The sequence below is a fragment of the Drouetiella sp. genome (assembly GCF_059504425.1).
This window is the reverse complement of record NZ_JCACIN010000040.1, coordinates 305,654-328,198: the sequence shown is the minus strand read 5'-3', so window position 1 is coordinate 328,198 and position 22,545 is coordinate 305,654. Positions and strand designations below refer to the sequence as shown.

Below are 22,545 nucleotides of genomic sequence, written 5' to 3'. Positions count from 1 at the left end.
AATCAGAGAAGAACGCTATGACTACCAAGATAGGCGATCGTTTCTGTTCCGAGGTGCAAGGTTCGAGTTCAGAAGGCGAAACTTCGAGTTCAAAGGTGCAAGGTTCATGCTCAAAGGCTAAAACTCCGAGTTCAGAGGTGAATGGTTCATGCTCAGAGCTACAAGGTTTGAGTTCAGAGGTGCAGTGTTCGTGTTTTGAGGGCGATCGTTCCTGTGTTGAAGTGCAGCGTTTGAGTTCAGAGGGCGATCGTTCCTGCTCAGAGGTATAGCTTTCAGGGTTATGAAGTGGAATTGAGAAAAGTAGAGGGTGTTAGAGCTTAATCTTCATCCTCTAATAGCTTTCCAAGATTGTGAGTATCCATTAACTCTTGATATCGATCGGGCAGACTCTCTCTAAGCGTGTCTTCAACAATGCTGCTCACCGTTTGATCGCTAAGACCAGATAGCGTCTTCAAAAGCCTATCTAAGTTAGGCGTGATATACAGGCGCAATTCTGTTTTCTTTTTCCTAGCCATCTAAGGTTCTCAATGCCCACTTAGCTTCAAAGACTCAACGATCGTATCTAGGTTTGGGAATTAATCTTTATTTTTGTCGATTCTATATTGCTCGAATTGCCGAATTAACTTATAGTGAAATCATATCAAAAACGTCCAGAAGTCTTATCGAATCTGGGCTATATCCTTTATGGAGTTTCAAGAATGATTACCCTTTCCGCCGACGAAGTTGCGCTCCTGCGATCGATCCTCACTGCTCTTAGAGCCATCAAAGTCCGAGATATCGACAAAGCTCTCGTCATTCTCAGTAAGTTCGATCACAACCCATAGGAGACCTGAGTTCAGCAGGCGATCGTTGGAGTTCAAAGGGCGATCGTCTGTAACAATTGAGGAGTGCCAGAGGAACTTGCGATTATGGTGACTTCACCCCAACAGCCTCTCAAAATGACGGTTGAGGAATACCTGGAATGGGAATCTCAGCAAGAGATGCGCCATGAATACGTTAACGGCGAACTGTTTGCCATGACAGGCGGAACAATTCCCCACAATGACATTGCACTCAATCTTTACACGGCGTTGCGTCCTCATGTGCGATCGCGAGGATGCCGGATCAATGTTTCGGATGTCAAAGTTCAGGTCAGTCCTGCTAGCCCCTACTATTATCCGGATGTCATCGTCAGTTGCGATACGCAAGACCGCAACGCCCGTAAATTCATCCAGTCTCCTACCCTCATTGTGGAAGTGCTCTCTCCTAGCACGGAGGCAAAAGATCGGGGCGAAAAGTTTATTTCCTATCAGACCATACCCAGCCTGCAAGAATACGTCCTGATTGATTCTGAGAAAGTTGCGGTGGAGTGCTATCGGCGGGGTGAGGGGCGAATGTGGCTCTACTCTCCTTACCGGATAGGAGACATGATTACCTTAAATAGCCTTGAGTTTGAGTGTCCGATCGAACTGCTGTATGAAGGGGTATTGTTTGAGGAGCCAGGATAGCGTTCAGAAGGCAATCGTTCCCTCTATTCACTCAACTCCTGCCTCTGGGACGCAAAAGCGTACTGATCACTTCTCCCGGATTCCCCGTCGAGATCAGCCGACTCCAGGTGGTTGCCTCAGCAATCCCAACCGCATGGAGCCTATAGATCATGCCTTTTACCCATTCTCGATCGCCAATCAAAATCATCTTATTGAAAGATCGATTCGGCTCTTCAGAGACCTTTGATGGGCTAGGCATGGCATTAGTGTTGTCTGAAAAATCTCTAAACATTTGAGTTGCTACTTCTTGCTCAGCGTTATGGTTGCAATTGCAGACATTGTCACACTCTCTGAGTGATTGCAATTGCAGACATTTACGCAATCCAACACCTCTGCCAATATTTGAGGCATGGGAAAAGCTGGAAAAGCGCTCAAGCAAGTCCTTGAAGCCTATGGCATTAGCCAAAATCGTTTAGCCGTGATCATGGGAATTGCCCGTTCCACGGTGAGCCACTGGTTTAATGAAACCAGAGATCCATCGGCTGAAGCCGTCACAGAAATTGTCAAAGCCCTTAGGCAAATCAATCCAGAGGCGGCTGATGAATTTGTCGATTTGTATCTAGAGCGAAATTCTTGGAATCAGCCTCCCGATCGCTTTGAGTAAATTCAGGAAAGCTAAAATTAGACTGTTCTCTAGCTGAGCAGCCCATTATGGTCGTCACGCAGAAACCTTCGAGCAATCGCCCCCCCCTGATCGTAACCTGGGAAAAACTGCCCGACGACTTTCAACTCGACGATGAACCCGTGGAAAATACAGACCAGCCGCTTCTGGCGGGCGCACTCCGAGAGGCACTAGAACTAGCAGACTACATTAAACCCGGAATGCTGATTGCCTCCAACTTTGGTCTCTGCGCCACAGTAAATGAATCTTTAGTGATCAAAGCTCCAGACTGGGTTTATGTCCCTTCAGTTTTTCCTCAAGGCGATCCCCAAACGCGCAGGAGTTACACCCCCAACCTAGAGGGAGACATTCCGCTGGTGGTCATGGAGTTTTTGTCAGATACTGATGGCGGCGAATACTCCGTCCGGAGATTTCCTCCCTTGGGCAAGCTATTTTACTACGAGCAAATTCTTCAAATTCCGGTCTACGTTGTTTTTGAACCAAAATCGGGGCATCTAGAAGTATTTCGGCTTCAGGCAGGGCGCTATGAGCTGCTTTTTCCCAATAGCGATCGCTCAGAACCCGATCGCTACTGGATTGCCGAAATGAACCTGTTTTTGGGCATTTGGCAAGGTAAAAAAGAAGGGCGATCGGGCTACTGGCTGCGCTGGTGGGATCAAGAAAATAATCTGCTGCTGTGGGGCATGGAGCGGATTGAGCAGGAGCGTCAGAATGTTGAAAAAGAGCGCCAGAGAGCTGAACAGGAGCATCAGAGAGCCGAGCGACTTGCCGCCTATTTGCGATCGCAGGGCATTAATCCTGACGACCTAAGCTAGCCGCTGCCGCAAGATAAATTCTGCGATCGCCAAATCTACCGGAGTCGTCACTTTGAGGTTCGTCTCTTCGCCTAAAACAATTTTGACGGGCAGATGACACTGCTCAAACAAGGCCGCATCATCGGTTACTGCCCAGCCTTGACGAATGCCTGTTTCGTGACAGGTCAGCAGTTGAGTTACGTCAAACCCTTGAGGCGTTTGAGCTGCCCAAAGTTGACTGCGATCGGGCGTGCTTTTGATCCGTCCCTCTGCATCTACGACTTTAATCGTGTCTTTGACCGGAACTGCTGCAATTAGCCCCGGAGTTTCCAGCAAGGCTTCGGCACAGCGATCGAACAACTCTGGAGTCGCCAGACAGCGGGCACCATCGTGAATCAAGACGCGATCGGCTTCGGCAGGCAACCCTTTAAGACCGCAATAGACGGATTCTTGTCGGGTCGAGCCACCCTGAATGAAATGAACTGTGACTTCAAGATCGGCTGCAACCGCTTTGAAATCCTGCCAGTCTTGGGGTTGCCCAATGATGCCGATCCATTCAATGTGCCGTGAATGCTTGGCGGCTAAAAGCGTCCAGGCGATCAAAGGTTTGCCTAATAACGGCAGCAAAAGCTTATTGCGATCGCTCCCCATCCGTCGCCCCGAACCTGCTGCCGGAATCAGTAAATGCACAATCGTCTCCTCAGCCCGTCACTAATGCGTTCGGGCGTTGCTGGTTTTATGTATGAATTTTTTTTGAAAGGGGCGCTCCGCGCCCCTTTCAAAAAAAATTCATACCCAGATTCAGCAATGCCTGCGTTCGCAGATCTTTGTCACTCTACCGTATTGCGCTAACTACAGCTCAAATGGAGCTTCAATTGCCAGACTTTCAAGCAGCGATCGCAAGACCTTTTGGGTAATCAGCACCAGCCCTAGCCGCATCTGTGCCACTTGCGGATCTTGCTGCCTGACTTCTCCCCAGATTCGGCAGGATTTATAAAAATCTTCAAAGCTGTGGCTGAGAGCTTGGGCGCTTTTCCAGATCACTGTAGGGAAAGCCACTTTCTCAGGCTGCGCTGCATGATCCAGAACAGATACGTTATCCAAAACAGACGCAATCTGGTCAATCAAGTGCAGCTCAGCTGTGTGCTGAGGTTTGAATAGGCTGGAACGTGAGTCCTTTAGCTCAAAATGAAGCAGATTTTGGGTAATTACGCCGTCTTTTGCAGCCGATCGCAGTAGAGAACAGCAGCGAGCGTGGCTATACAAAACGTAAAACTTATCCGTGGAATTACGTATTTCCCAGGGTTTTTCTAGAATACTTGATGTATTTTTTACATCTCTTGATATAGACTGGTCAAGGCTGCCAGGGTACATAGGTTGATCGACAAGAATGTGTAGCCATTCTGCTACTCCCTGATTCTCTAGCTTGAGATAAATCCAGCCTGGAGAATCAACCTGAACCGTGACGTTCTGCCAAACCCGATCTAGCAGAGGATTGTCTAACGAGTGAGACCCCTCGTTTTTCAATTCCACCCTCTGCTCCAGATAATGCTCTATTTCCAGCGCAATGTTTATGGGAGAACTTTTTCTTGAGTATTGTCCTGCTAACTTGAGGGCGATCGCAGAAACGTAACAAATCTGAGTTTTTTCTTTAACTCTGTTGAGCGGAATTTTGAGGGAGATGGATGATCTGGAATGTTCAGAGGGCAACAATTGAGCTAAAGGTAAGCAGAGAGAGGATTCTAGAGACGAATGCGGCTGAAAAACAAGCTGATTTTTTTTCTGTAATTGAATCGCTTTCTGTAGTCTATTGACTAGCAGCGACCGAATACCTAGAGATAGGATAGGGAAATATACAGGGTTCACAATATTTTGAGGTCAAAATTGTTGAGTTAGCGTATGAGATTCATTCAATTGAATCAATCCTTGTATAATTCATAGGGCTAAATTTTTTTAAGGGTAAAATGAAGATTCAGGTAAGTAAGTTGACTTAAAAAGCTGAAAAGTTCATAAAAAGTCAGATACCTCCAGAATTTTCCCTATTTTATTTACAGAGAGTAAAGTTAAGTCGGTGCTACTCCATAAGCTGTTTTAATCTGCGGGGTTAAGTTAAGTTCGCCCTATTTTTCCCTGTTGCAGAGTGTTCCACCTCTACTGACTTCAAGAAACTGCCCCTATGTTTTCAGTGTCATCACAAACCGATACCGCCCGTCCCTTCCTCACCTGGCAACGGATTCTAGATTGGGCACAAGAGCATTATCGTTGCCGTACCTTTAGCAAAGACGAAAAGATCCCGACGCGAGCGGGTCTACTTTATCTTGTTCAGCGGGGTGCCGTGCGGCTAGTGGGGGAAGCACAGGTCAGCGCAACGGCAGCTAACTCGTCGCGGGTGCCGAGGATTAACTCAGAAGAGGCGTTTCTGGGCTTTGTGGGAGCAGGGCAGCCGTTTGAAATTGTGGCTCAGTCTCCGTTCATTCTACAAAGCTTCGCCCATGTTGATCAAACCTCGGTCATCTGGCTGTACTGGCACGACTTAGACAACTGGCCTCACTTCCGTCGCGAAGTTTTGGATGCTTTCCGCTACCAGCACCAGCGCAAGTTGCTGTGGCTCAGTACGCTAGGGCAGCGCCGCACGATCGATCGGCTTCTAGGCTTTCTGACTCTGCTCATTGAAGAATTTGGCGAACCTTGCGAAGAAGGGTATTGCCTGCCTTGGTCGTTGACCCATGCCCAGATCGGCAGCGCGATCGGTTCGACGCGAGTGACGGTGACTCGGCTGATGGGCAAACTGCGGCAGCGGGGGCTAGTCCGGACCTACGGTGATAATTTGCTGTGTCTCCCGGCGGAATCAATTGTTCGCAATGTCCAGTAGAGGGCATCGCTGATTTTATCTATGAAATTTATTTTGAGAGGTGCGCGGAGCGTACCTCTCAAAATAAATTTCATAGCCGGATTAAGCAATACCCCAGTAGAGTACGCCCCAAAAAGCACTCGTGATGAGTGTTTTACGTCACCGGATGCGAATAAACTTAGCTTGGCTTAGCAGCTCTTGCCCCTGATCGCTGAGAAGCAGTTTTGCATAGGCTTCGCCTGCCTGTTGATCAGCCTGTCCATCCTGCTTGACAATTACAAACAGTCGGCGGGTCAAAGGATATTGACCGCTTTGTAACGCCTGCATATTGATCTGGTTACGCTGTGCTGGACATTGTGAGGCTGGAATCAACGGCTCTTGGTAAGGCGCAACTAGCTCATTGGATTGCCGCCCAATGGCTATAGGCTCAACGCCGCACTGCCCAATGACTTCAGGTGCAGAAGCATAGTACAGCCCTCCCGGATCAGACGAGACAGATTGCAAAGCCTGAGTCGTCGTGTTGCTGAACTGAACCGCGTTGCCGAAGCTGCCGCCGCCTAAGACGTTTTCCACAAAAAACTCCACGGTGCCGCCATCCTCAAGCCGACGCGAGTAGGGCGTGATTGGCAAATTGGCTCCGCCAACCTGGCTCCAGTTGGTAATCTGTCCGGTATAGATGCCCTTGAGCTGCTCGATCGTCAGCCCTGGAATTTTGAGATTAGGATGGACGGCGATCGCAATTCCCTCCATTGCCACCGGAATTTCTTTGAGGGTAAACCCCTTCGTTTGTGCTTCCTGGTATTCCTCTGGTTTGAGCGATCGCGAAGATTGTGCCAGAGAGAGCTGGTTGTTGAGCAACATGCGAATCCCGGTGGCTGAACCCGGCGTGCCGCTTGTAGGCTGGGTGTAGCGCAACTGAAATCCACTCCAGGCTTTCTGAATCTCTGGGTCAACCTCACCACGAATCGGTGCCCAGCTTGTGCTGCCTCCGTAGTTGAACAACCCTGAAGGTACCTGCACTTCGGCAAAGGTTTTGGCGCTGTCCTGGCTGGCGCTGCCCGGATTAGCATTGCCCGGATTAGCATTGCCCGGATTAGCATTGCCCGGATTAGCATTGTTCTGTGGCTGAGCAGATGCTGAAGTTGGGGGAGCTGTAGGAGAAGAAACTGTGGGCTTAGCTCCAGAAACCTGACCGAGATTAAAGCCCGATCGCTGCGTTAGCCACCACAACCCGCCGCCAATCAAGCCTAGCGTCAGCAGTAGGGAGGCAATCAGCGCGGGAGTGTCGTTCTTTTGAGCCATAAAAGATAAGCCTTTTGCGGGTGTTGCAGAGCGAGTGTTGCAGAGCCGTCACGGAATCGGCACAAAGTCATAGCCATAGCCTGAAGCTGAACCGGGCTTGATTTCGACGAGCTGCACCGACTGATTGCGATCGCCCGACGGCAAAAACCGGACGGTTCCCGTTGCGCCCTCGGCAGAAAAATTGGGATCACTCAAGGCTTGCTGCACGCCCTGGCGAGTCGGATTCCGCGACAGCGCTGCGATCAATGCTACCGTCGCATCGTACGCCATGGCAGTTCGCCAGTTGACATTGGCACGCCACAAATTGCGAGAGCTATTGGCAAAAACAGACTGGGGATTCGCCAGAATATGCCAGGGCACAGCCACCACCAGACCTTGGGCTGCCGCGCCTCCAACCGCCAGCGTTTTCGGAGCATAGACATCATCTCCAGCCAGCATTTTGAGCTGTTGCCGATTCACCTGCACCACCTGAAGGGCGCGATCGAGCTGACCTGAGTTGGGCATGAGCGCCAAGACGGTTGCTCCTTGCTGAGTGGCTTGCTTGAAGCTTTCGGCAGCGCTAAAGGTCGAGGCAGAGAGGTCAAACTCGCTAACTACCTGTCCGCCGCCCAGAGACATGGCGCGATCGAACTCTGACTTAATCGACTGGCTGTAGCCGCTCTGAGAATTAAAAAACACGGCGGCTTTTTGCTGTTTCAGATCTTTCAGCAAGTAGTTTGCCAGCGCCCCCGCCGCCACGAAGTCACTGGGAACGGTGCGAAAGGTGAAGCGCCCCAGATTAGAGAGCTTTACGGACGTGCTGACCGGAGAAATCATCACCAGCCCGCTTTGGTTGTACACTTCGCCTGCCGCTAGAGAAGCATCGCTGGCGTAATGTCCCACCACGCCCAATACGGCTGCGTTCTCCACCAGCGCCGAGGCTGTTTGTTGAGCTAGCGCCGGGGTGCCGCCATCGTTGACAATTACCACCTTGAGCGGAACGCCAGAAATGCCGCCTTTCTGATTAATCTCATCCTGCGCTTGGGCGATGCCGCGCAGCATTTCTTGAGAGGCATCCACATCGCTGTCTAGAGGGACGGCGATCGCAATCACATTCGCCTTGGCTTCCCCGATCCGAGCATTATTGAGATAGATCAGCGCTTCGGGATCATTTCTCTGTACCTGGAGAGCGGCTTGCAATGCCGTGATTGCCTGGGGGTAATTTTTGGCGGCGATCGCCTCTGTGCCAAGCTGCTTTTGGGCTTGTGCCTGGGGATTGGTAGTGGCTCCCGGCGGCACCAAGAGCCTGTCTCCCACACTCTGACGCGCTTGCATCGATGCGGCATCTATGGGGGCACCTAGCTGAGTAGAGCCAGACTGACCCGAATTGCTAGAACCCCCAAAAAGGCGATCGCGGAATAGCCAAAGCCCGCCTCCAATTAGCCCGCAGGTAATCAGTAAAGACAAAATTAGCGGCAGAGTTTCGTTCTTCTGAGACATAGGTTTTCCGACGAGAGCCAGTGGTGAAGATGCTTAAGCCCAGATTAGCCTTTACAAGAGGCGAGAAAGCAGAGTGTAAATTAAGCGAAATACCAGCGCGATCGCCACCACGCCCAGTCCGCTCAAAATCACTAAGGGTGCAAGCACGGACAAAACTTGTGACAGCGCTGCACCAGCAGTCAATCCCAAGGCAGGAATAGCGTGTAGCGCAGGAAAGAAGGCAACAATCCCCAGCGTGACCGCTCCAATGATGAGCAGATCCACTTTCTCAATCCAGCGGAAATACTGCGCTACTACCAGCCCTGCGATCGCCACACCTGTGGCTATAAGCCAGGTCGGTGCAGCCGTGCCTAGCAAACTTGCTGCCGCGATCGCCACTAATCCAGTCTCAGATCCCGTAAAAGCAGCGCTGCCAATCAATTCTCCTAGGGAAAACGATCGAGCAGGACGACGCATTGAGCCACGCTTGCCCAACGAAGGAGGCTGAGTGACTGCAGGTTGGGCAATAGCAGGCTGAACGTTGGGTAATGGGGTTGGGCGAGGGCTAGGCGATGGGGTTTGAGGTACGGCAGGTCGAGCGCTGGCAGAGGGGACACTAGGAGCCTGGGCAGGACTAGACTGAACCGCAGTCGAGTGAGCGGGCTGTGGAGTTGCAGCGGGCTTTAGCGCCTGCAAAACTTCCGCCGCAGACTGAAATCGCTGATTGGGAGCCGCTTGCAGCAGACGATTCAGCACGGCCTCTAGACGATCGCTCACCTGGGTATAGGCTCGCCAATTCCAGCGATCGCTGTAGTTGTCGTAGAGGTCAGCCGGGTCTTTGCCCGTCAACAGCATGACGCAGGTGACGGCCAGGGCATAGAGATCGGTTGCGGGATAAACGCGATCGCCCCGCATTTGCTCAGGCGGGGCAAACCCCATAGAGTAGATGCCTGTAGAGCGTCCGGGCTGTGCGCCCACTGCTGCGCCAGACGTGACTTGCTTAACGGCTCCAAAATCCAGCAGGTAGTACACGCCGTCCCGACGGCGGATGATATTGGACGGCTTGATGTCGCGGTGAATTGAGCCGCTCTCATGGACAAACTTCAGAACAGGCAAAATCTCTAGCAAAAGCTGGGTTATCTCTGCCTCTGAGAAGGTTCCGGTTCGCTCCAGCGTCTCCTCCAGCGTCTGCCCGTCAATATATTCCTGAACCAAATAAAAAAACTTGTTGGGCTGACCCGCAGCACCGCCAGGGGGGGGATCAATTTCAAAAAATGCGTATAAATCTGGAATTTGGGGATGCTTACCCAAGTCTTCTAGCACCTCGCCCTCGCGCTCAAACAGGTTTTGTGCCAGATGCAGTTGGTCAGGAGTCAGATCTCCGGCAGGCTGAAACTGCTTGACCACAGAGAGCCGCATGGCTGGCGTGTAGCGATCGCGCGCCAAAAATGCCGCCCCAAATCCACCCCGCCCCAGCAGCTTCAGAGGAATATAGCGATCTTTGAGAATCAGCTCCATGCCACAGGTCGTGCAGTATCTCTGGCGAGAGGCTTTTAACGTCGCCTTACTATCTAAATCAGGATACGGGTTGACGGGTCTAGGGCAACCTGGGCGGGTGCAGTAAATTTCCATGAATATTGGCTGGCTGGAGAAACTGAGTTTTAAGTTTTGAGCGATCGAGACTCAACTTTGATTAAACCTCTTGTCATCCATTCTGAACTACCCCCTGTCAAATCCAGCCTTTCCATCACAAAATTGAGCAGTTTATCCCGAAAGCGGCTTGAACGCTTGCCAACGGTCAAGCGATTTCCCGAAGCTTAGAGTAATTTCCCAAAGCTTAGAGTGATTTCCCAAAGCTTAGAGTGATTTCCCAAAGCTTAGAGAGTAGGCTCTAGCGCCAAAACCTCGCCCGATTTGCCCTTATCTGACGACTTATTATCTGACGACTTATTATCAGAAGGCTTGTAATTAGAGAACTGCGGCAAAATTTCCTGCGTGAACGCCTCTGCGGCTTTAGACCGATAGCGGTTGGGGTTAATAATCACGGATAGCGTGCGATTTACGACTACCCCTTCAATTTTGACGCGGTGCAAAACGCCCATTTGCAGCTCTTTCTCGATCGCCGAAATCGACACAAACGCGGCTCCTAGACCCGCCTGCACCGCATTTTTGATCCCCTCGATCGTGTTTAGCTCCATCTCCACCTTCAGCCGCCGAGTCTCGATGCCGCAGCGGGTCAAAACTTGATCAATCACTTTACGAATGGTGGATTGGGAATCTAGCGCAATGAATTGCAGCCGATACAGGTCGTCCCGCTCAATCTGAGCCAAACGGCTAAAGGGATGGAAAACAGGCAGAATTAGTGCGAGTTCGTCTTCTGCATAGGGAACAATCTCTAAAGAATCTTGTAACTCAGGAGGAATTTCGCCCCCAATGATCGCCAGGTCAATTTGTCCATTGGCGACGCTCCAGGCTGTGCGGCGTGTCGAATGCACATGCAGCTGCACTGCCACGTCGGGATATTGCTGTCGAAACAGACCTAGCATTCGCGGCAGAAGATAGGTTCCTGTGGTTTGACTCGCGCCAACAATTAGCGTGCCCCCTTGGAGGTTTTGCAAGTCTTCGATCGCCCGACAGGTCTCTTGACACAAGCTGAGGATGCGATCGCCATAGCTGATCAACAGGTGCCCTGCCTCCGTGAGTTGCGCTCGTCTGCCGCCGCGATCAAACAACGGCACATCTAGCTGGCGCTCCAGGTTTTGCACCTGAAGACTAACCGCTGGCTGAGACACATAAAGGCTATCGGCGGCGCGCTTAAAGCTGCCCTCAGCGGCGATCGCTTTAAGAATGCGTAACTGATCCAAAGTAAAAGGGAGATCAGACATAGCTGCTAAATCCAAAAGGAAAAAAAGCCGGTACCAGCAAAGCGGTGCCTCTAGAGTTTAGATCCAGAAGGGCAATACGGATGAACAGCGAGGTGAACCAAAACTTAAATTAAGGTCAAGACGCCTGTAGGTTAGGCTGTGATCTTGAAGATGGGCTTGAAAGCGACTCAGCATAACCCTGTGCAGACCAACTGTGAAGAATCATAATGAATAGAGTTTCTAGGTCGGTGGAAACTTTACAACAGATAGCTACGGTGAGATGGGATGGTTTAGCACGTAGAGTATTTCTATGAAGCGGGAGGTTGTTCAGGACTTTCTGAATTTACCAGGAATTATGGGCGTTGCCCTAATGCATGGGCGATCTCGTCCCTACTTTTGCGGTGTTGATCAAGTTTTAAACTTTCAGCAAAAGGAGGCGCTGGCGCAGGGTATTCAGCAGGTGATTGAGACTACCCCAGCTAGCTTTCACTTCTTTGAGTTTCAATTTAATGGGCACCAGGTCTATATCTATAAGCTGAGCCAGGGGATCATCCTGCTCGTCTTGACGGTAGATAATCTGGGCTATGTGGGCTGCTCCGAAGTCGTCGATCGCCTCAAAGCCGAGCTTCAGGAAAATATCACGGATGCGATCGCCACTTTTCGGCTGCTGGCAGGTAGCACCGCTCTTCCCGAAGAAAACCAATGGAAGCAGCAGTGCGAGTCTTCCCCTTCGACTGCCGCCGCTCGCCCTGTGGCGCTGGCTGCATCCGTATCTCTGCGCGATTTGTTGATTGCCCTAAATCAACTCAGCCATTTCACCAAGCACTATTTGGGCGCATCGATCGCAGTGAGCAACTGGAAGTCTTCTCGCCCTGATGCTGAATGGCTGAAACAGTTTCAGATCGATCGCACTGCCCAAATCGGCTTTATGGGACAAATGGACAGTCAGACTTTGGTTTCTGCCGAGCAGCAGCAATGGATTCAAGCCTGGGTTGCCGGATTTATCGATCGGTGCAGCAAAGTAATCCGCGATTTCCCCAAAACAGTTCGGCAGAAGGCGTTAAACCCTGAGCAGAAAAGACTCTTGCTGTCCGATGCTGACTAGCCGCCTCCTGATCCGTTTATTCGTCTAAAAATACTCTCTCTAAAAATATAAGGAAAGTTCCATGGTAAAAATTGTTCGTTTAGAGCCGATCGCCCAAGAAACCTCTATTGAAACCAATGGCAATCTGCTCTCGGTGCTAATTGACAAAGATCTGGATGTTTTGAGAGAGTGCGGCGGACGCGGCATGTGCGCCACTTGCCATGTTTATGTCAAGCAAGGTATGGAGGCTCTCTCGTCGGTTAACAGACGAGAACAGCGCACCCTAGAGGTGATTACCACCTGCAAGACTAACTCTCGTTTAGCCTGTCAGGCTCGCGTCATGGGCAATGGCGTTGTGGTCGAGCTGCCGCCGGGGATGTACATTAATTCCATTAAAGACATTGAAGATCTGATTGGACGACGCGCTGAGCAGAATTTACTGCATCCTGTCACAGGTCAAGTTTTGGTGGAAGAAGGCAAGCTGATTACGCGATCGATGCTGAAGCAAATCGAAACCACGACTAGCTTTAACTTTGGAGCCTTTCTGTCCAGCAGCAGCGATATTTAATCGGTTTGATTGCTGCTCAACGTTAAGCGATGTTGCTGAATTTCATTTATGTGATGAGTCATTCCATGCGACGGGAACAATCACTCTATATTCAGATCTAGCCTGTTACTTTGCGATTGATCGGAACCCCTACATGAATCAGAGCCTCCCATGCTAAGCCAACTCAAACGCCTCAGTTTGGAAGTCGATGGGCGCTATGCCAGCGATGCCGAACTTCAGTTTATGTCCGATTACGTTAAGTCATTTAATCTGCGGCTGCAAACCTACCAAAAGCTACAGGAGCTAGAGTCCAAGCTGATCGAGCAAACCTACACCAAAATGCGATCGCTCGATCCCACGCTATTTATGCAGGGCAAGGATGACTTCAGCAATAAATGGAAGATGGATACTACTCGCACATTTCGCTATGTAGCCATTGCTCTCTTAATCAATGATCCCGATACTTTGCGGGAACGACTCTTGCTTTGGTTCCAAACCATTCTCCACGCATTTGGCATGGAGCGAGCCGCCGACGTGACCTACCAAATCCTGCAAGAAGTAGTGAAACAAGACCTAACGCCTCCTCAAGCTAGTTTGGTCTGTCCCATTTTGGAGCTAACGCGTCGTTCTTTGGGAGGGGTTTCAGCTTAGAAGCTGAAATGGCTTCAAATTTGTTATCTATTTTTTGAAAAGGTTGCTGTGCGAATCTTTCAAAAATAACTGCCTTGTACAATCTTTGCTTCTTACCGTCTTCATTGCAAATCTGCTAAACGTTTGCCCTATGGTCACTCTAATTAATACCCAAAACCCTGTTAAGCTCAAGTATCCTAAAAAGCATGATCACTACGGCTTTCGAGACTTTTTTACCTTCGATCCAGATAAAGGAACGATCGTCGATTGGAACGAAGGTCAAAATTTACTAACCACTGAGGACTTTATCATTGGTCTGGTAGAAGGCTTGCAGGAAGAGGTCGGCGATGCCTCGGCGGCAACCATGTACGTCATCGGCTGCGAGTGGGGTCAAAAAGATGCCTTCTTCTTCGAGAAATGGTTTGAGAAAGAATTCGATCGCAATATGCGACAAGCCAGCCTGCTGTTCTTGCTAGAAACCTGGTGGTGGCCATTTACCTCGCAGGGCTGGGGTCGCTGGGAAGTAGACATGGGCGATCGCAAGCAGGGCTTTATGTTCATTAATATTTTCGATTCTGCTGTGGCGCGAACCTTGGGCGATGTCGGCAAGCCAGTGTGTTTTCTGTATGCGGGGCTATTTGCTGGATTTTTTACAGAGCTGGTGAAAAAGCAGCTGAGCTGTATTGAAATCCAGTGCTATTCCATGGGTGAAACCTACTGTAAGTTCCTAGTGGGTGGACAAGATCGGATTGATGCGGCGTCTTTTTGGATGAACGAGGGCGCCAACGCGCGCGATATCGAAAAACGTCTGCGATCGGGAGAGCTTCTAAGATGAGCAGCACTATGGTTCTTAACTCCACCAACGGTCATAAACCGCGATTGTCTGCATCCTCACCTGAAATTTTGTCTGCATCCTTAACTTCCTGGAAGCGACAATCTGTGCAGCAGTTCTTCACGGCTTTTAACTGGGATGATCATCCCGCTGAGATGCAGGAAATCAAGCTCATTGCCGCTCAGCAGGGCGTTCACCCACCAATGAGTCTGGCGCTCAAGGTCAAAGATTTCTTTAGCGCCTTTAATTGGGATGACAGCGCGATCGCGGCAACTCCTAAGCCGCCTCAAGTTATTCCGGGCAGCGACAATGCTGACGACGCCTTTACCTTAGACGATTTTTCTGGTCTGTTTTAGGTTTTATACCTTCAAGTTTCATACCTTCAAGTTCTATACCTTTAGGTTTCATATCGTTTCTCCTCTTCATTTACTATGCATCCCCAAATTGAAGAAATCTTTGATGATGCTGGCAGCCGCTACCTCAAGATTGAGGAATTGCGGCTAGTGGCCCAATATGCCAGCTCAGTTCCAGACCGACTGGCAACCTACCGCAGCTTGCGCGATTGCGAACTCGACGTCATGCAATGGGTTGCCGACCAACTCCAGGCTGAAATGCCTCAGGAGCCAGAGGCGACGCTTGAACGCAGTATCACCAACGCGCTGCTGATGCTGCGCCACTGCGGTCTGACTATGCTGCTGAATCAGGACTCCATTGTCAAAGAGCGGTTTCTCAACTGGGTGCAACCCACTGTTGAGGTTTACAACACTCAGGCGATCGATGCTCGGCTCTATCAGCTCTTGAATCAGCGCTTGGATGAGGCTCTAGGTAAGCAGATGATCTTGCTTAGCCCGATCTTGCTAATGGCTCAAAATGCGCTCCTGCCGCAAAAGGTTGAATCCGTCAACGGCGTGGCGATCGGCTGGTAGTACCTCCTCTCAGCGTGAATAGCGCGAATATCCTCCTGAATCCTGACACCCTTTTTTCCTATGATTTCCGTTGCTGATCTACTAATTGACAAACAGCTTCCGGGTAACTACTTTGCAGTCGATACCTATGTGCGGGGCGATCTAGAGATGGGTCTGATCGAGAATCGGCAGGGCGATCGCTTGATTGCCTTGCCCGAAACCTTGATCCAGGCGATCTACGCAGGTTTGGAGAAAGAAACCGGACAAGCCTCTCGCCTTGTGCTATTTAACTGTGGGCGCTGGTGGGGCAAAAACTTCTATGCCCGATTTCGCGAACAGCTGACGGATTACTACAGGCTCTCACCTGCCGACATGGCAATGGTTGAATTTTTACAGGCGCTCCAGCAATGCTGGATTGCCCATGGCTGGGGCAAAATTGACCTGGATCATACCCATCAGCAGCGCGGATTTCTGGTCGTCAAGATTTGCAACTCTCCGTTTGCCCGCCTTGCCCCTCAAAATCAGCAAACCTCTTGCCATCTAGAGGCTGGAATTTTATCTGCCTTTTTCAGTCAGTTGACGGGTCGAGACTTGCACTGCCTTCAAACCACCTGCGAATCCATGGGAGCAGACTGCAATCGCTTTGTCTTGGGCTTGCAAAAGCGGCTGGAACCTGCTGAAGGGATGGCGGCAATTGCTGATCACGATTCCATCATGCAGCAGCTTTGCCAGTAAGCTGAATTAGTAAGCTAGGTTCAATCAATCGGCGCAGCATCATCCCTTACCCCTCCTGACTCACTGTGTCCAAACGTTCAAACTATCGACTTCTCGGTCTGGTTGGACAAGGGCAGTTTGGTCAAGTGTATTGCGCTGCTTCTCGGCAAAATGGTCGCTTGGTTGCCTTGAAGCGATTAGATCATCAGCGCTTTCCCACCCACAAGTTTTTGCGTGAGCTGCGATTTTTGCTGAGCTTACGTCACCCCAATATTGTCGCCTGTCAAGCCGTAGAGCATATGGCAACAGGGCGGCACTTGGTGATGGATTACTGCGAAGGGGGCACTCTGCGCAGCCTGATGACTGAAGAGAATCGGCTGAGCTTGCCGCAAAGCTTGAAGCTGGTGATCGATGTTTTGAAGGGACTGGCTCATGCCCACGATCGCGGCATTGTCCACTGTGATATCAAGCCTGAGAACATTTTGGTGTCAGTGCAGCTCGATGGTTGGGTTGCAAAAATTTCTGACTTTGGCATCGCTCGCCTCAGTCAGGAGGTGCAAGACCGAGAGACTAGCAGCACCGGATCTCCGGCATACATGGCTCCAGAGCGGTTTTACGGTGAATACTCGCACACTTCTGATCTCTATTCAGTTGGCGTACTGCTATTTGAGCTGGCGGCAGGTCATAGACCTTTTTCGGGCACCCCCTTAGAGCTGAGATCGGCTCACCTAAATCAGCCCGTCACCCTGCCTGATGCCATCCCGGCTGCTTGGCGACCGATCATTCTGACGGCGTTGCAAAAGCTCTCTGCCCGTCGGTTTAAGTCTGCAACCGAAATGCTGATGGCGGTGCAAGCGATCGCTTCTTCCCCAGAGCTGAATGCAAATATGGTGCCCTTGCTCACCCCCATCACCGAGCCGCCAGAGTGCATCCTTCACGTTCAGCAAAAGCAGTCTTTAGATCAACCCATAACGGCTCTGGCCGTCCTAGAAAACTCGCTCTATCGAGTCACAACTGGGCGCGTCATTTGCGATCGCTATGCCACCTCTCTGCTGTCGTCCCCGAAGAATCTGCATTCTGCCCTGCCTGTAGCCTGTAGCCATATCCTGCTGCAAGAGCCTGTAGATCTGCTGTCGATGCGATCGCAGGGCTGTTTTGTGGTGACAGGGCGGTCGGTTTATCTCATGCCCACGCCTACCAATAATTCTCGACTGATGCCCATTCAGGCACGAGTGCCTACAGGCGTGACGGCGATTTCTCCCCAGGGTGACTGGTTAGCAAGCGTGATTCCCAGTGTTCAAGGAGGCAGTGTTCAAGGAGAATATACCCTGTCATTCGCACGCCTGTCCAAGCGATCGATGAAGTTAGCGACTGCACCCGTCGAAGTGTTTTTCAAAAAAAGGTTACCCGTTCATCCGCAGATCTTTGCGTTGGATAATCGCCATGTGGTGATTGCCATGCAGGTTGCAATCGGAGAATCGGTTTCTTCTGGATCACCGAGTAGTTCCCAAACCTTGATCAAGGCGTTTACGCGCCGAGGCAGCTATGTTGCATCACTGCTGCTTCCCTTTCACCTCGATCAGGCTATAGTCACCCAAAAGCCCTACCAGCTGTTAGCAATCGATCGCTATCAACCTCAGACAATCGGGGTGATTGACCTGAAGCCGTATCGCATTCGGCGGTTTGCCATCAGCATTGAGCCGACGCTGTTGGCGGCAACAGACTGGGGCTATATTCTGGCAAATTCTGCTGGACAAATTCTTCTGCTAGATTTTGAGGGGCGGCAGTTGGGGCAGCTTACCTTTCCTGAGCCGATTACGGCGATCGCCCCCTTTGATCAGCGCGGCTTGCTGGTGGCAACTTGGACAGGTCAGCAAGGCAGTCTCCATACCCTAGACTTGAATGAGATTGGCGCAGATCTATTGTTCTAGTACCAATTTAGGCTGGTCATGAGGGGGATTTTTTTGAGAGGCGCGAAGCGCGCCTCTCAAAAAAATCCCCGTTTAGACTTTAAAGCGATACATGCTAGGGGACAGAAACCCCGGCTCTCCTAAACTTCACAAACCGATCGCCTCGCATCGATGGAGCCGCACTCCGCAGCAGCTTCTCCATTAGACCTGGCATGAGGCGATCGCCCCAAACTGCCAGATGGCTCTGCCAGCCCACCAGGATTTCAGGGGATTCTCGCTTCAGTCCGGCAATCAGCGACTGCGCCACCTGTTCGGGCGACATGGGCATCACCCAGCGAAACCAGCGAAATTCTCGCACCATGTCAGTATCTGTCAGAGAAGGCAGCAGCGCCATGACCTGCACATTGTGGGCAGCTAGCTCTCCGCGCAATGCCTGAGTGAATCCGAGAATGGCAAATTTCGTTGCCGAGTAGGTTGCCATGGTGGGAGCCGCAAGCTTGCCCATCAGGCTAGAAACATTGACAATTTTGCCTTCGCCTTTTGCCACCATCCGCCGCGCCACGAATCGCGTGATTGTGTACATTCCCACCAAATTCACGGCGATTTCTTCCTGCACATCTGGCAACTTTGTCTGCAAAAAGGAGGCTTGATGTGCCACGCCTGCACAGTTAATCAGCAGGTGAATCGCGCCATAGTTTCGCCAAGCTTGGGCGATTGCCACATTCACCTCTACCACCTGCGTCAAGTCGAGCGGCAGCACCACGGCTTCCGCGCCCAGTGCCTCTACTTCTTCTGCCACCTCCATCAAGAGCTGCTGATTTCGCGCCACCAGCAGCAGCCTTGCCGCTCCTTGGCGGGCAAGTTCCAAGGCGATCGCTTTACCAATTCCCCGTGAGGCTCCGGTAACGAGAGCCGTCTTTCCTAAAATATTCACAGTCAGAACCTCCTAAATACGAGTCTCGCTGCATTCAAGAGACTAAATCTTGTCTGAATCAGCTTGCAAAAACTTGCCGAAATCAGAGCATCGAATGCAGTTGAACAGAATGCGTGGATTTAGAGTGGCTTGCGTCCGGGTATTGAGTCCTTCAAAGGACGCAGCTTGCAATTTGTCTCATGAGTTGCTACGGGTTCCATGCCCTGTTTGGGAACGCTGAGGACTCAGACTCTAGCCAGTGGGGGCAACCGCTTGAGGAGCCTTCAAGTTGATCCGGATAAAGTGGAAAGGTTAAGTGAATTAAAAAGAATGTTAAGAAGGAACAATGCTTGTCAACAGAAACTGTTCAACAGGGAGTCAACAGGGGGCTGTAGACATTGAGATATCGCATCGGAGCTTCTCTCTTCAGTGCCAAACAATCTGGACAAGACGATCTATGTCAGAGGGTCTATTCCAGATGGGTTAGCAGGTGAACTATCTGCACACCTTAGCAACGGGATCAAGTATCTGCAACATTTCATAAAATTTTTCAATGTTCTTTTACATCAGGGATCGCTGTTTTACAGAGGTCAAGCGACTTGCCCATAATGAATTGAGCCTGTTTAGGTGGATCAATTGCGTAACATTGCTAATCGTTATCAATGAAACCGCTATTTGTCATCTGCGTCACAAATGGCCGCTCTTTGGGATCGACATTAGGTTTAGTCCTCAGCACTGCTTAAAAGTAAAGCCCGTAAAATCCGGTTTGGGGATTTTACGGGCTGAGTTGTTTCACGGGATCAATTGAATCTTACAAAATTGGCTGAGCTGTATGCTCTAAACTTTCAGCACCCACTGGCTGCGGCTGTCAGCGCTCACGAAAGAGGCAGGAACAATGGGAATACTCACCCCAAGCGACACAAAGGCAGCGCGAATTGCGGTTGCATGAGCTGCCTCATCAGAACCAATGCTGGCCCCTGCGGTGATTAGCGCAGGAGTTTTGAGCTTAGCAATCTCGGTTGCGTAGGCGATCGCTGCATCCGTTTCCAGCGCCAGCGCCAGCTTTGCAATATTGACATCGCTATCAATGTTGCCTTCACCCCGCTGAATATAAGAAGAGAGATCGTAGCTGCTTGCCGCGACCGCAGGAGTTGCTCCTAGACTTTTAACGACTTCAGTGAGCTTATCGCGATGCGCCATATGATCGCGCAAGTTGCCTTGTGCTACAGCTAAGACAGCTTGACCTACATTGGAGTTGCTGAGCTTGCCAGCCGCAAATTGATAAGCCCAAATGGCTTGATGCTCATAAAATAGCGCCTGATTTAAGACTTCAGCATCACCTGAAGCAGCCATTCCTAAAGCCTGACTCGATCCTGCCGAGAGCGCTGAAAGCCCGATCGCGCTTGATAACCCTGCGATCGTTCCTCCTACCAAAATCCCCCGACGAGAGAGGACTTTACTACGACGGGAGCGCATTTGGCTCAGATCAAAATTATCGTCATTCACGCTAGTATTCTCCTTTCTTCACGCTCAAGATACCTATGATGAACAGCATTAGGGAAGCTGCGAGTTATGCTCTTCCACTGTTCTGTATATGATTACGAGAATGAAAGTGGATTGGATTGATTCAGCTAAAACTCACTCAAAGTTGATTGGGTTTTATTGATGCTTAGAAAATTATACGAGTCTGCACAAAGTTTGGATTGGTTAGACGATCGCCTCGTCTACTTCCTCAGGATCACAAACTAACGCGATGTGCCACTCTTTTTCTAAAGCTTTTGATCTACATGGGGCAGGCATCTTGTACCCATTTGAATTGGAACCACAACAGATCCTGGTACGGGCTTGGCATTGCCAAGCCCCTTCTGAGGTTCGATGTGCCCACAAATTCGTTTAAATCGGTATTACCTGCCCAGATTCGGATGGACAAGATGTCTACCCTACAAGACTTTCAGATCAAGTTGCACATCGCGTAAACTAACCTGCAATAGTTTTTGGGGTACTGGTATTCACGTACTGATTTTTTATGGAGTAGGCAAAGACCACCCCATAAAAAATCAGTACATTTTGAGGACTACCGTTTTTGGGTTTTATTTTGTACGCGAGCCTTGCTCAACTTTCAAGAGCTATTCTGGAGGCTTGTCTTCTGGGGTTTCCACCATGGCAGACTTAGCGCGATTCACCAAAGACCGAATTCGCTCCATCTGCGACTCACAGGCTGCCCTCTGTTCGGGAGACATCTGGGTTGTGTCAATTCTTAACATTTGCTCATAGGAGCGAAAAATCTGAAACGCATAGCTGGCGATCGCCACCTGATCTTGCGGCAGGGAATCAATATGCTGCACTAAATCTGCGCAGGTGGCTGAAGGGAATAGCCCAAAAACATCGGCATACAGGGGCGGCAATGTATCCGATCGCTGCTGCAATTCGTCCAGGATGGGCAATGCTGCTGGCGGCACCTGCCCATCAAAATCAGCTAAAGAATTCAACAGCGCCAGTAGCAAAGCGTTGGTGTGTTTCTTTTTCAATCTACGATACCTAAAAAATCCTTGGCTCTCTACCAGTTTAGCAAGGGGTTGGCATCCCTAATTCTGGGGCGATCGTTTAGAAGCTTTGAATGACCCATCGCCTTGTTTAGAATATTACCTGTACTGAGAGACTATCTCTGAAATAATGAGCAGCAGTGTTCAGGATATTTTTCTATGAGTAGTCGAGGAGTGGTTTACTGTGGTGCAACTAATTTGGCTTATCTGGAAGCTGCATTAATTAGCGCAATGGCTCTACGCCAGCAGGAACCCGAAATATCTATTACGTTAATTTCTGATCAGCCTTTGTTGAAATTTCTGCCGCTGCACAGCCATAGCATCACGCCTAAGTTTCTCAGTCCAGGTGAAATTGATACTCATCCCTTTTCATCTCGACAGATCAAGACCTGCCTCAATCTCCTGAGTCCTTATCAGGAAACGCTGTTTTTAGATGCAGATATTCTGCCGCTTCAGCCTATTTGTGATCTCTGGAATCACCTTGTCTACGGCGATTTTGCAATGGTGACTGACCGACTGCCCAGAGTAGCTTTGTGTGACCATGTGGCGCTGGAGGAGAAAACCTACACCCTGCAACGTTTACCCGGAAGTACCACACACTTTAATAGCGGGGTGATGCTTTGGCGCGATACGCTGGCAGTTCAAACCCTGTTTCAGCAGTGGCATGAAGAGTGGCGAAAATTTCAAAAACATGATCAGCTGGCGCTGGTGAGGGCGCTTCATAAAACGCAAGTTCCCGTGATACAGCTGCCCAAGACCTACAATGTGTCTCCCATAGATGCCGAATCAAGATTTGGAAAACACCAGGCTCATCTGCTGCACTGCTGGGGCGGAATGGTAGCTTCGGGAGAGTTTCGTCAGTTTGCTCACAATTACTATCCTGAGGTGGTTGAAAAAGTCGTTTCTTTATTTGAAAGCAGTCATGCTATTCTTCAGCCTGTACTTTTTCAGCCTATGAAGGTTGAGTGAATGGCTCCTTTGGCTCTTCCTCATAACTCTTCATAAGAGGATGGATATAGAGTAGTGAATGTTGGAATCATAGGCGATCGC

General features: G+C 50.3%; 26 protein-coding genes. 15 read left to right on the top strand and 11 right to left on the bottom strand.

All coding sequences use genetic code 11. The features are described 5' to 3' along the window. Positions 1–17: 17 nt before the first annotated feature. Positions 18–269, top strand: coding sequence for a hypothetical protein (locus AC5JMP_RS10340; RefSeq protein ID WP_495851365.1), 252 nt, complete (start codon positions 18–20; stop codon positions 267–269). 48 nt (positions 270–317) lie between these two features. Here AC5JMP_RS10340 and AC5JMP_RS10335 read toward each other — a convergent pair whose 3' ends face one another. Beyond that, positions 318–515: a hypothetical protein gene (locus AC5JMP_RS10335; RefSeq protein WP_495851364.1), complete on the bottom strand. Its 198-nt coding sequence runs from the start codon at positions 513–515 to the stop codon at positions 318–320. Between the two features lie 183 nt (positions 516–698). Here AC5JMP_RS10335 and AC5JMP_RS10330 point away from each other — a divergent pair, with 183 nt between their 5' ends. Further along, positions 699–824: a hypothetical protein gene (locus tag AC5JMP_RS10330; RefSeq protein WP_495851363.1), complete on the top strand. Its 126-nt coding sequence runs from the start codon at positions 699–701 to the stop codon at positions 822–824. A gap of 84 nt (positions 825–908) precedes the next feature. Continuing rightward, positions 909–1,487, top strand: coding sequence for a Uma2 family endonuclease (locus tag AC5JMP_RS10325; protein WP_495851362.1), 579 nt, complete (start codon positions 909–911; stop codon positions 1,485–1,487). Between the two features lie 31 nt (positions 1,488–1,518). On the opposite strand, the gene AC5JMP_RS10320 is transcribed toward AC5JMP_RS10325, so the two are convergent. Beyond that, positions 1,519–1,725 (bottom strand): hypothetical protein, encoded by a 207-nt coding sequence (locus tag AC5JMP_RS10320; protein ID WP_495851361.1) that lies wholly within the window; start codon positions 1,723–1,725, stop codon positions 1,519–1,521. Between the two features lie 150 nt (positions 1,726–1,875). Here AC5JMP_RS10320 and AC5JMP_RS10315 point away from each other — a divergent pair, with 150 nt between their 5' ends. After that, entirely contained in the window at positions 1,876–2,130 is a 255-nt protein-coding gene (locus tag AC5JMP_RS10315) for a helix-turn-helix domain-containing protein (RefSeq protein ID WP_495851360.1), read from the top strand. A gap of 47 nt (positions 2,131–2,177) precedes the next feature. Then, positions 2,178–2,963, top strand: coding sequence for a Uma2 family endonuclease (locus AC5JMP_RS10310; RefSeq protein WP_495851359.1), 786 nt, complete (start codon positions 2,178–2,180; stop codon positions 2,961–2,963). On the opposite strand, the gene ispD is transcribed toward AC5JMP_RS10310, so the two are convergent. After that, a complete protein-coding gene (gene ispD / locus AC5JMP_RS10305; RefSeq protein ID WP_495851358.1) occupies positions 2,955–3,632 on the bottom strand; it encodes a 2-C-methyl-D-erythritol 4-phosphate cytidylyltransferase in 678 nt (225 codons plus the stop codon). The genes AC5JMP_RS10310 and ispD overlap by 9 nt on opposite strands. A 162-nt stretch (positions 3,633–3,794) precedes the next feature. Continuing rightward, the gene (locus AC5JMP_RS10300) at positions 3,795–4,475 is read right to left on the bottom strand and encodes a DALR anticodon-binding domain-containing protein (RefSeq protein WP_495851357.1); all 681 of its coding nucleotides are present in this window, start codon (positions 4,473–4,475) and stop codon (positions 3,795–3,797) included. Between the two features lie 643 nt (positions 4,476–5,118). Between AC5JMP_RS10300 and AC5JMP_RS10295 the strand changes: the two genes are divergently transcribed. Then, positions 5,119–5,814 carry a Crp/Fnr family transcriptional regulator gene (locus AC5JMP_RS10295; protein WP_495851356.1) on the top strand — a complete coding sequence of 232 codons (696 nt, stop codon included), beginning with the start codon at positions 5,119–5,121 and terminating at the stop codon, positions 5,812–5,814. A gap of 138 nt (positions 5,815–5,952) precedes the next feature. Here the strand turns inward: AC5JMP_RS10295 and AC5JMP_RS10290 are convergent, their stop codons facing one another. The 4 genes from AC5JMP_RS10290 to AC5JMP_RS10275 form a co-directional block, all read right to left on the bottom strand. Continuing rightward, complete coding sequence (locus tag AC5JMP_RS10290; RefSeq protein WP_495851355.1) at positions 5,953–7,095, bottom strand: PstS family phosphate ABC transporter substrate-binding protein; 1,143 nt, start codon at positions 7,093–7,095, stop codon at positions 5,953–5,955. A 48-nt stretch (positions 7,096–7,143) separates the two neighbouring features. After that, positions 7,144–8,574 carry an ABC transporter substrate-binding protein gene (locus tag AC5JMP_RS10285; RefSeq protein ID WP_495851354.1) on the bottom strand — a complete coding sequence of 477 codons (1,431 nt, stop codon included), beginning with the start codon at positions 8,572–8,574 and terminating at the stop codon, positions 7,144–7,146. A 51-nt stretch (positions 8,575–8,625) separates the two neighbouring features. Continuing rightward, the gene (locus tag AC5JMP_RS10280; RefSeq protein ID WP_495851353.1) at positions 8,626–10,185 is read right to left on the bottom strand and encodes a protein kinase domain-containing protein; all 1,560 of its coding nucleotides are present in this window, start codon (positions 10,183–10,185) and stop codon (positions 8,626–8,628) included. Positions 10,186–10,430: 245 nt separating this feature from the next. Continuing rightward, the gene (locus AC5JMP_RS10275) at positions 10,431–11,438 is read right to left on the bottom strand and encodes a LysR family transcriptional regulator (RefSeq protein WP_495851352.1); all 1,008 of its coding nucleotides are present in this window, start codon (positions 11,436–11,438) and stop codon (positions 10,431–10,433) included. Positions 11,439–11,727: 289 nt separating this feature from the next. On the opposite strand from AC5JMP_RS10275, the gene AC5JMP_RS10270 reads away from it, so the two are divergent. The 8 genes from AC5JMP_RS10270 to AC5JMP_RS10235 all read left to right on the top strand — a co-directional run bounded on the left by AC5JMP_RS10270 (position 11,728) and on the right by AC5JMP_RS10235 (position 18,060). After that, positions 11,728–12,522, top strand: a complete 795-nt coding sequence (locus AC5JMP_RS10270; RefSeq protein WP_495851351.1) for a hypothetical protein — start codon at positions 11,728–11,730, stop codon at positions 12,520–12,522. A gap of 61 nt (positions 12,523–12,583) precedes the next feature. Continuing rightward, positions 12,584–13,069: a 2Fe-2S iron-sulfur cluster-binding protein gene (locus tag AC5JMP_RS10265; protein WP_495851350.1), complete on the top strand. Its 486-nt coding sequence runs from the start codon at positions 12,584–12,586 to the stop codon at positions 13,067–13,069. Between the two features lie 150 nt (positions 13,070–13,219). Beyond that, positions 13,220–13,699, top strand: a complete 480-nt coding sequence (locus AC5JMP_RS10260) for a globin family protein (RefSeq protein WP_495851349.1) — start codon at positions 13,220–13,222, stop codon at positions 13,697–13,699. Between the two features lie 130 nt (positions 13,700–13,829). Further along, positions 13,830–14,513 (top strand): V4R domain-containing protein, encoded by a 684-nt coding sequence (locus AC5JMP_RS10255; RefSeq protein ID WP_495851348.1) that lies wholly within the window; start codon positions 13,830–13,832, stop codon positions 14,511–14,513. A gap of 8 nt (positions 14,514–14,521) precedes the next feature. Next, positions 14,522–14,866: a hypothetical protein gene (locus AC5JMP_RS10250; protein ID WP_495851347.1), complete on the top strand. Its 345-nt coding sequence runs from the start codon at positions 14,522–14,524 to the stop codon at positions 14,864–14,866. 75 nt (positions 14,867–14,941) lie between these two features. Next, positions 14,942–15,436, top strand: coding sequence for a globin family protein (locus AC5JMP_RS10245; RefSeq protein ID WP_495851346.1), 495 nt, complete (start codon positions 14,942–14,944; stop codon positions 15,434–15,436). A gap of 60 nt (positions 15,437–15,496) precedes the next feature. After that, positions 15,497–16,150: a V4R domain-containing protein gene (locus AC5JMP_RS10240; RefSeq protein WP_495851345.1), complete on the top strand. Its 654-nt coding sequence runs from the start codon at positions 15,497–15,499 to the stop codon at positions 16,148–16,150. Positions 16,151–16,215: 65 nt separating this feature from the next. Further along, complete coding sequence (locus AC5JMP_RS10235; RefSeq protein ID WP_495851344.1) at positions 16,216–18,060, top strand: serine/threonine-protein kinase; 1,845 nt, start codon at positions 16,216–16,218, stop codon at positions 18,058–18,060. A gap of 94 nt (positions 18,061–18,154) precedes the next feature. Here the strand turns inward: AC5JMP_RS10235 and AC5JMP_RS10230 are convergent, their stop codons facing one another. The 3 genes from AC5JMP_RS10230 to AC5JMP_RS10220 form a co-directional block, all read right to left on the bottom strand. Then, positions 18,155–18,973, bottom strand: a complete 819-nt coding sequence (locus AC5JMP_RS10230; RefSeq protein ID WP_495851343.1) for an SDR family NAD(P)-dependent oxidoreductase — start codon at positions 18,971–18,973, stop codon at positions 18,155–18,157. An 816-nt stretch (positions 18,974–19,789) separates the two neighbouring features. Further along, a complete protein-coding gene (locus AC5JMP_RS10225; protein ID WP_495851389.1) occupies positions 19,790–20,428 on the bottom strand; it encodes a DUF4439 domain-containing protein in 639 nt (212 codons plus the stop codon). A 650-nt stretch (positions 20,429–21,078) separates the two neighbouring features. Further along, the gene (locus AC5JMP_RS10220) at positions 21,079–21,480 is read right to left on the bottom strand and encodes a hypothetical protein (RefSeq protein ID WP_495851342.1); all 402 of its coding nucleotides are present in this window, start codon (positions 21,478–21,480) and stop codon (positions 21,079–21,081) included. A gap of 174 nt (positions 21,481–21,654) precedes the next feature. On the opposite strand from AC5JMP_RS10220, the gene AC5JMP_RS10215 reads away from it, so the two are divergent. Continuing rightward, the gene (locus AC5JMP_RS10215) at positions 21,655–22,464 is read left to right on the top strand and encodes a putative nucleotide-diphospho-sugar transferase (RefSeq protein WP_495851341.1); all 810 of its coding nucleotides are present in this window, start codon (positions 21,655–21,657) and stop codon (positions 22,462–22,464) included. Positions 22,465–22,545: the final 81 nt, after the last annotated feature.

Excerpts from the sequence above, each read along its gene's own strand:
- AC5JMP_RS10260 (WP_495851349.1), top strand. The coding sequence starts at position 13,220 with ATGCTAAGCCAACTCAAACGCCTCAGTTTGGAAGTCGATGGGCGCTAT.
- AC5JMP_RS10290 (WP_495851355.1), bottom strand. The coding sequence starts at position 7,095 with ATGGCTCAAAAGAACGACACTCCCGCGCTGATTGCCTCCCTACTGCTG.
- AC5JMP_RS10255 (WP_495851348.1), top strand. The coding sequence starts at position 13,830 with ATGGTCACTCTAATTAATACCCAAAACCCTGTTAAGCTCAAGTATCCT.
- AC5JMP_RS10240 (WP_495851345.1), top strand. The coding sequence starts at position 15,497 with ATGATTTCCGTTGCTGATCTACTAATTGACAAACAGCTTCCGGGTAAC.
- AC5JMP_RS10315 (WP_495851360.1), top strand. The coding sequence starts at position 1,876 with ATGGGAAAAGCTGGAAAAGCGCTCAAGCAAGTCCTTGAAGCCTATGGC.
- AC5JMP_RS10330 (WP_495851363.1), top strand. The coding sequence starts at position 699 with ATGATTACCCTTTCCGCCGACGAAGTTGCGCTCCTGCGATCGATCCTC.
- AC5JMP_RS10225 (WP_495851389.1), bottom strand. The coding sequence starts at position 20,428 with ATGCGCTCCCGTCGTAGTAAAGTCCTCTCTCGTCGGGGGATTTTGGTA.
- AC5JMP_RS10335 (WP_495851364.1), bottom strand. The coding sequence starts at position 515 with ATGGCTAGGAAAAAGAAAACAGAATTGCGCCTGTATATCACGCCTAAC.
- AC5JMP_RS10265 (WP_495851350.1), top strand. The coding sequence starts at position 12,584 with ATGGTAAAAATTGTTCGTTTAGAGCCGATCGCCCAAGAAACCTCTATT.
- AC5JMP_RS10280 (WP_495851353.1), bottom strand. The coding sequence starts at position 10,185 with ATGGAAATTTACTGCACCCGCCCAGGTTGCCCTAGACCCGTCAACCCG.
- AC5JMP_RS10245 (WP_495851346.1), top strand. The coding sequence starts at position 14,942 with ATGCATCCCCAAATTGAAGAAATCTTTGATGATGCTGGCAGCCGCTAC.
- AC5JMP_RS10270 (WP_495851351.1), top strand. The coding sequence starts at position 11,728 with ATGAAGCGGGAGGTTGTTCAGGACTTTCTGAATTTACCAGGAATTATG.
- AC5JMP_RS10320 (WP_495851361.1), bottom strand. The coding sequence starts at position 1,725 with ATGCCTAGCCCATCAAAGGTCTCTGAAGAGCCGAATCGATCTTTCAAT.
- AC5JMP_RS10310 (WP_495851359.1), top strand. The coding sequence starts at position 2,178 with ATGGTCGTCACGCAGAAACCTTCGAGCAATCGCCCCCCCCTGATCGTA.
- AC5JMP_RS10275 (WP_495851352.1), bottom strand. The coding sequence starts at position 11,438 with ATGTCTGATCTCCCTTTTACTTTGGATCAGTTACGCATTCTTAAAGCG.
- AC5JMP_RS10325 (WP_495851362.1), top strand. The coding sequence starts at position 909 with ATGGTGACTTCACCCCAACAGCCTCTCAAAATGACGGTTGAGGAATAC.
- AC5JMP_RS10340 (WP_495851365.1), top strand. The coding sequence starts at position 18 with ATGACTACCAAGATAGGCGATCGTTTCTGTTCCGAGGTGCAAGGTTCG.
- AC5JMP_RS10285 (WP_495851354.1), bottom strand. The coding sequence starts at position 8,574 with ATGTCTCAGAAGAACGAAACTCTGCCGCTAATTTTGTCTTTACTGATT.
- AC5JMP_RS10215 (WP_495851341.1), top strand. The coding sequence starts at position 21,655 with ATGAGTAGTCGAGGAGTGGTTTACTGTGGTGCAACTAATTTGGCTTAT.
- AC5JMP_RS10295 (WP_495851356.1), top strand. The coding sequence starts at position 5,119 with ATGTTTTCAGTGTCATCACAAACCGATACCGCCCGTCCCTTCCTCACC.
- AC5JMP_RS10250 (WP_495851347.1), top strand. The coding sequence starts at position 14,522 with ATGGTTCTTAACTCCACCAACGGTCATAAACCGCGATTGTCTGCATCC.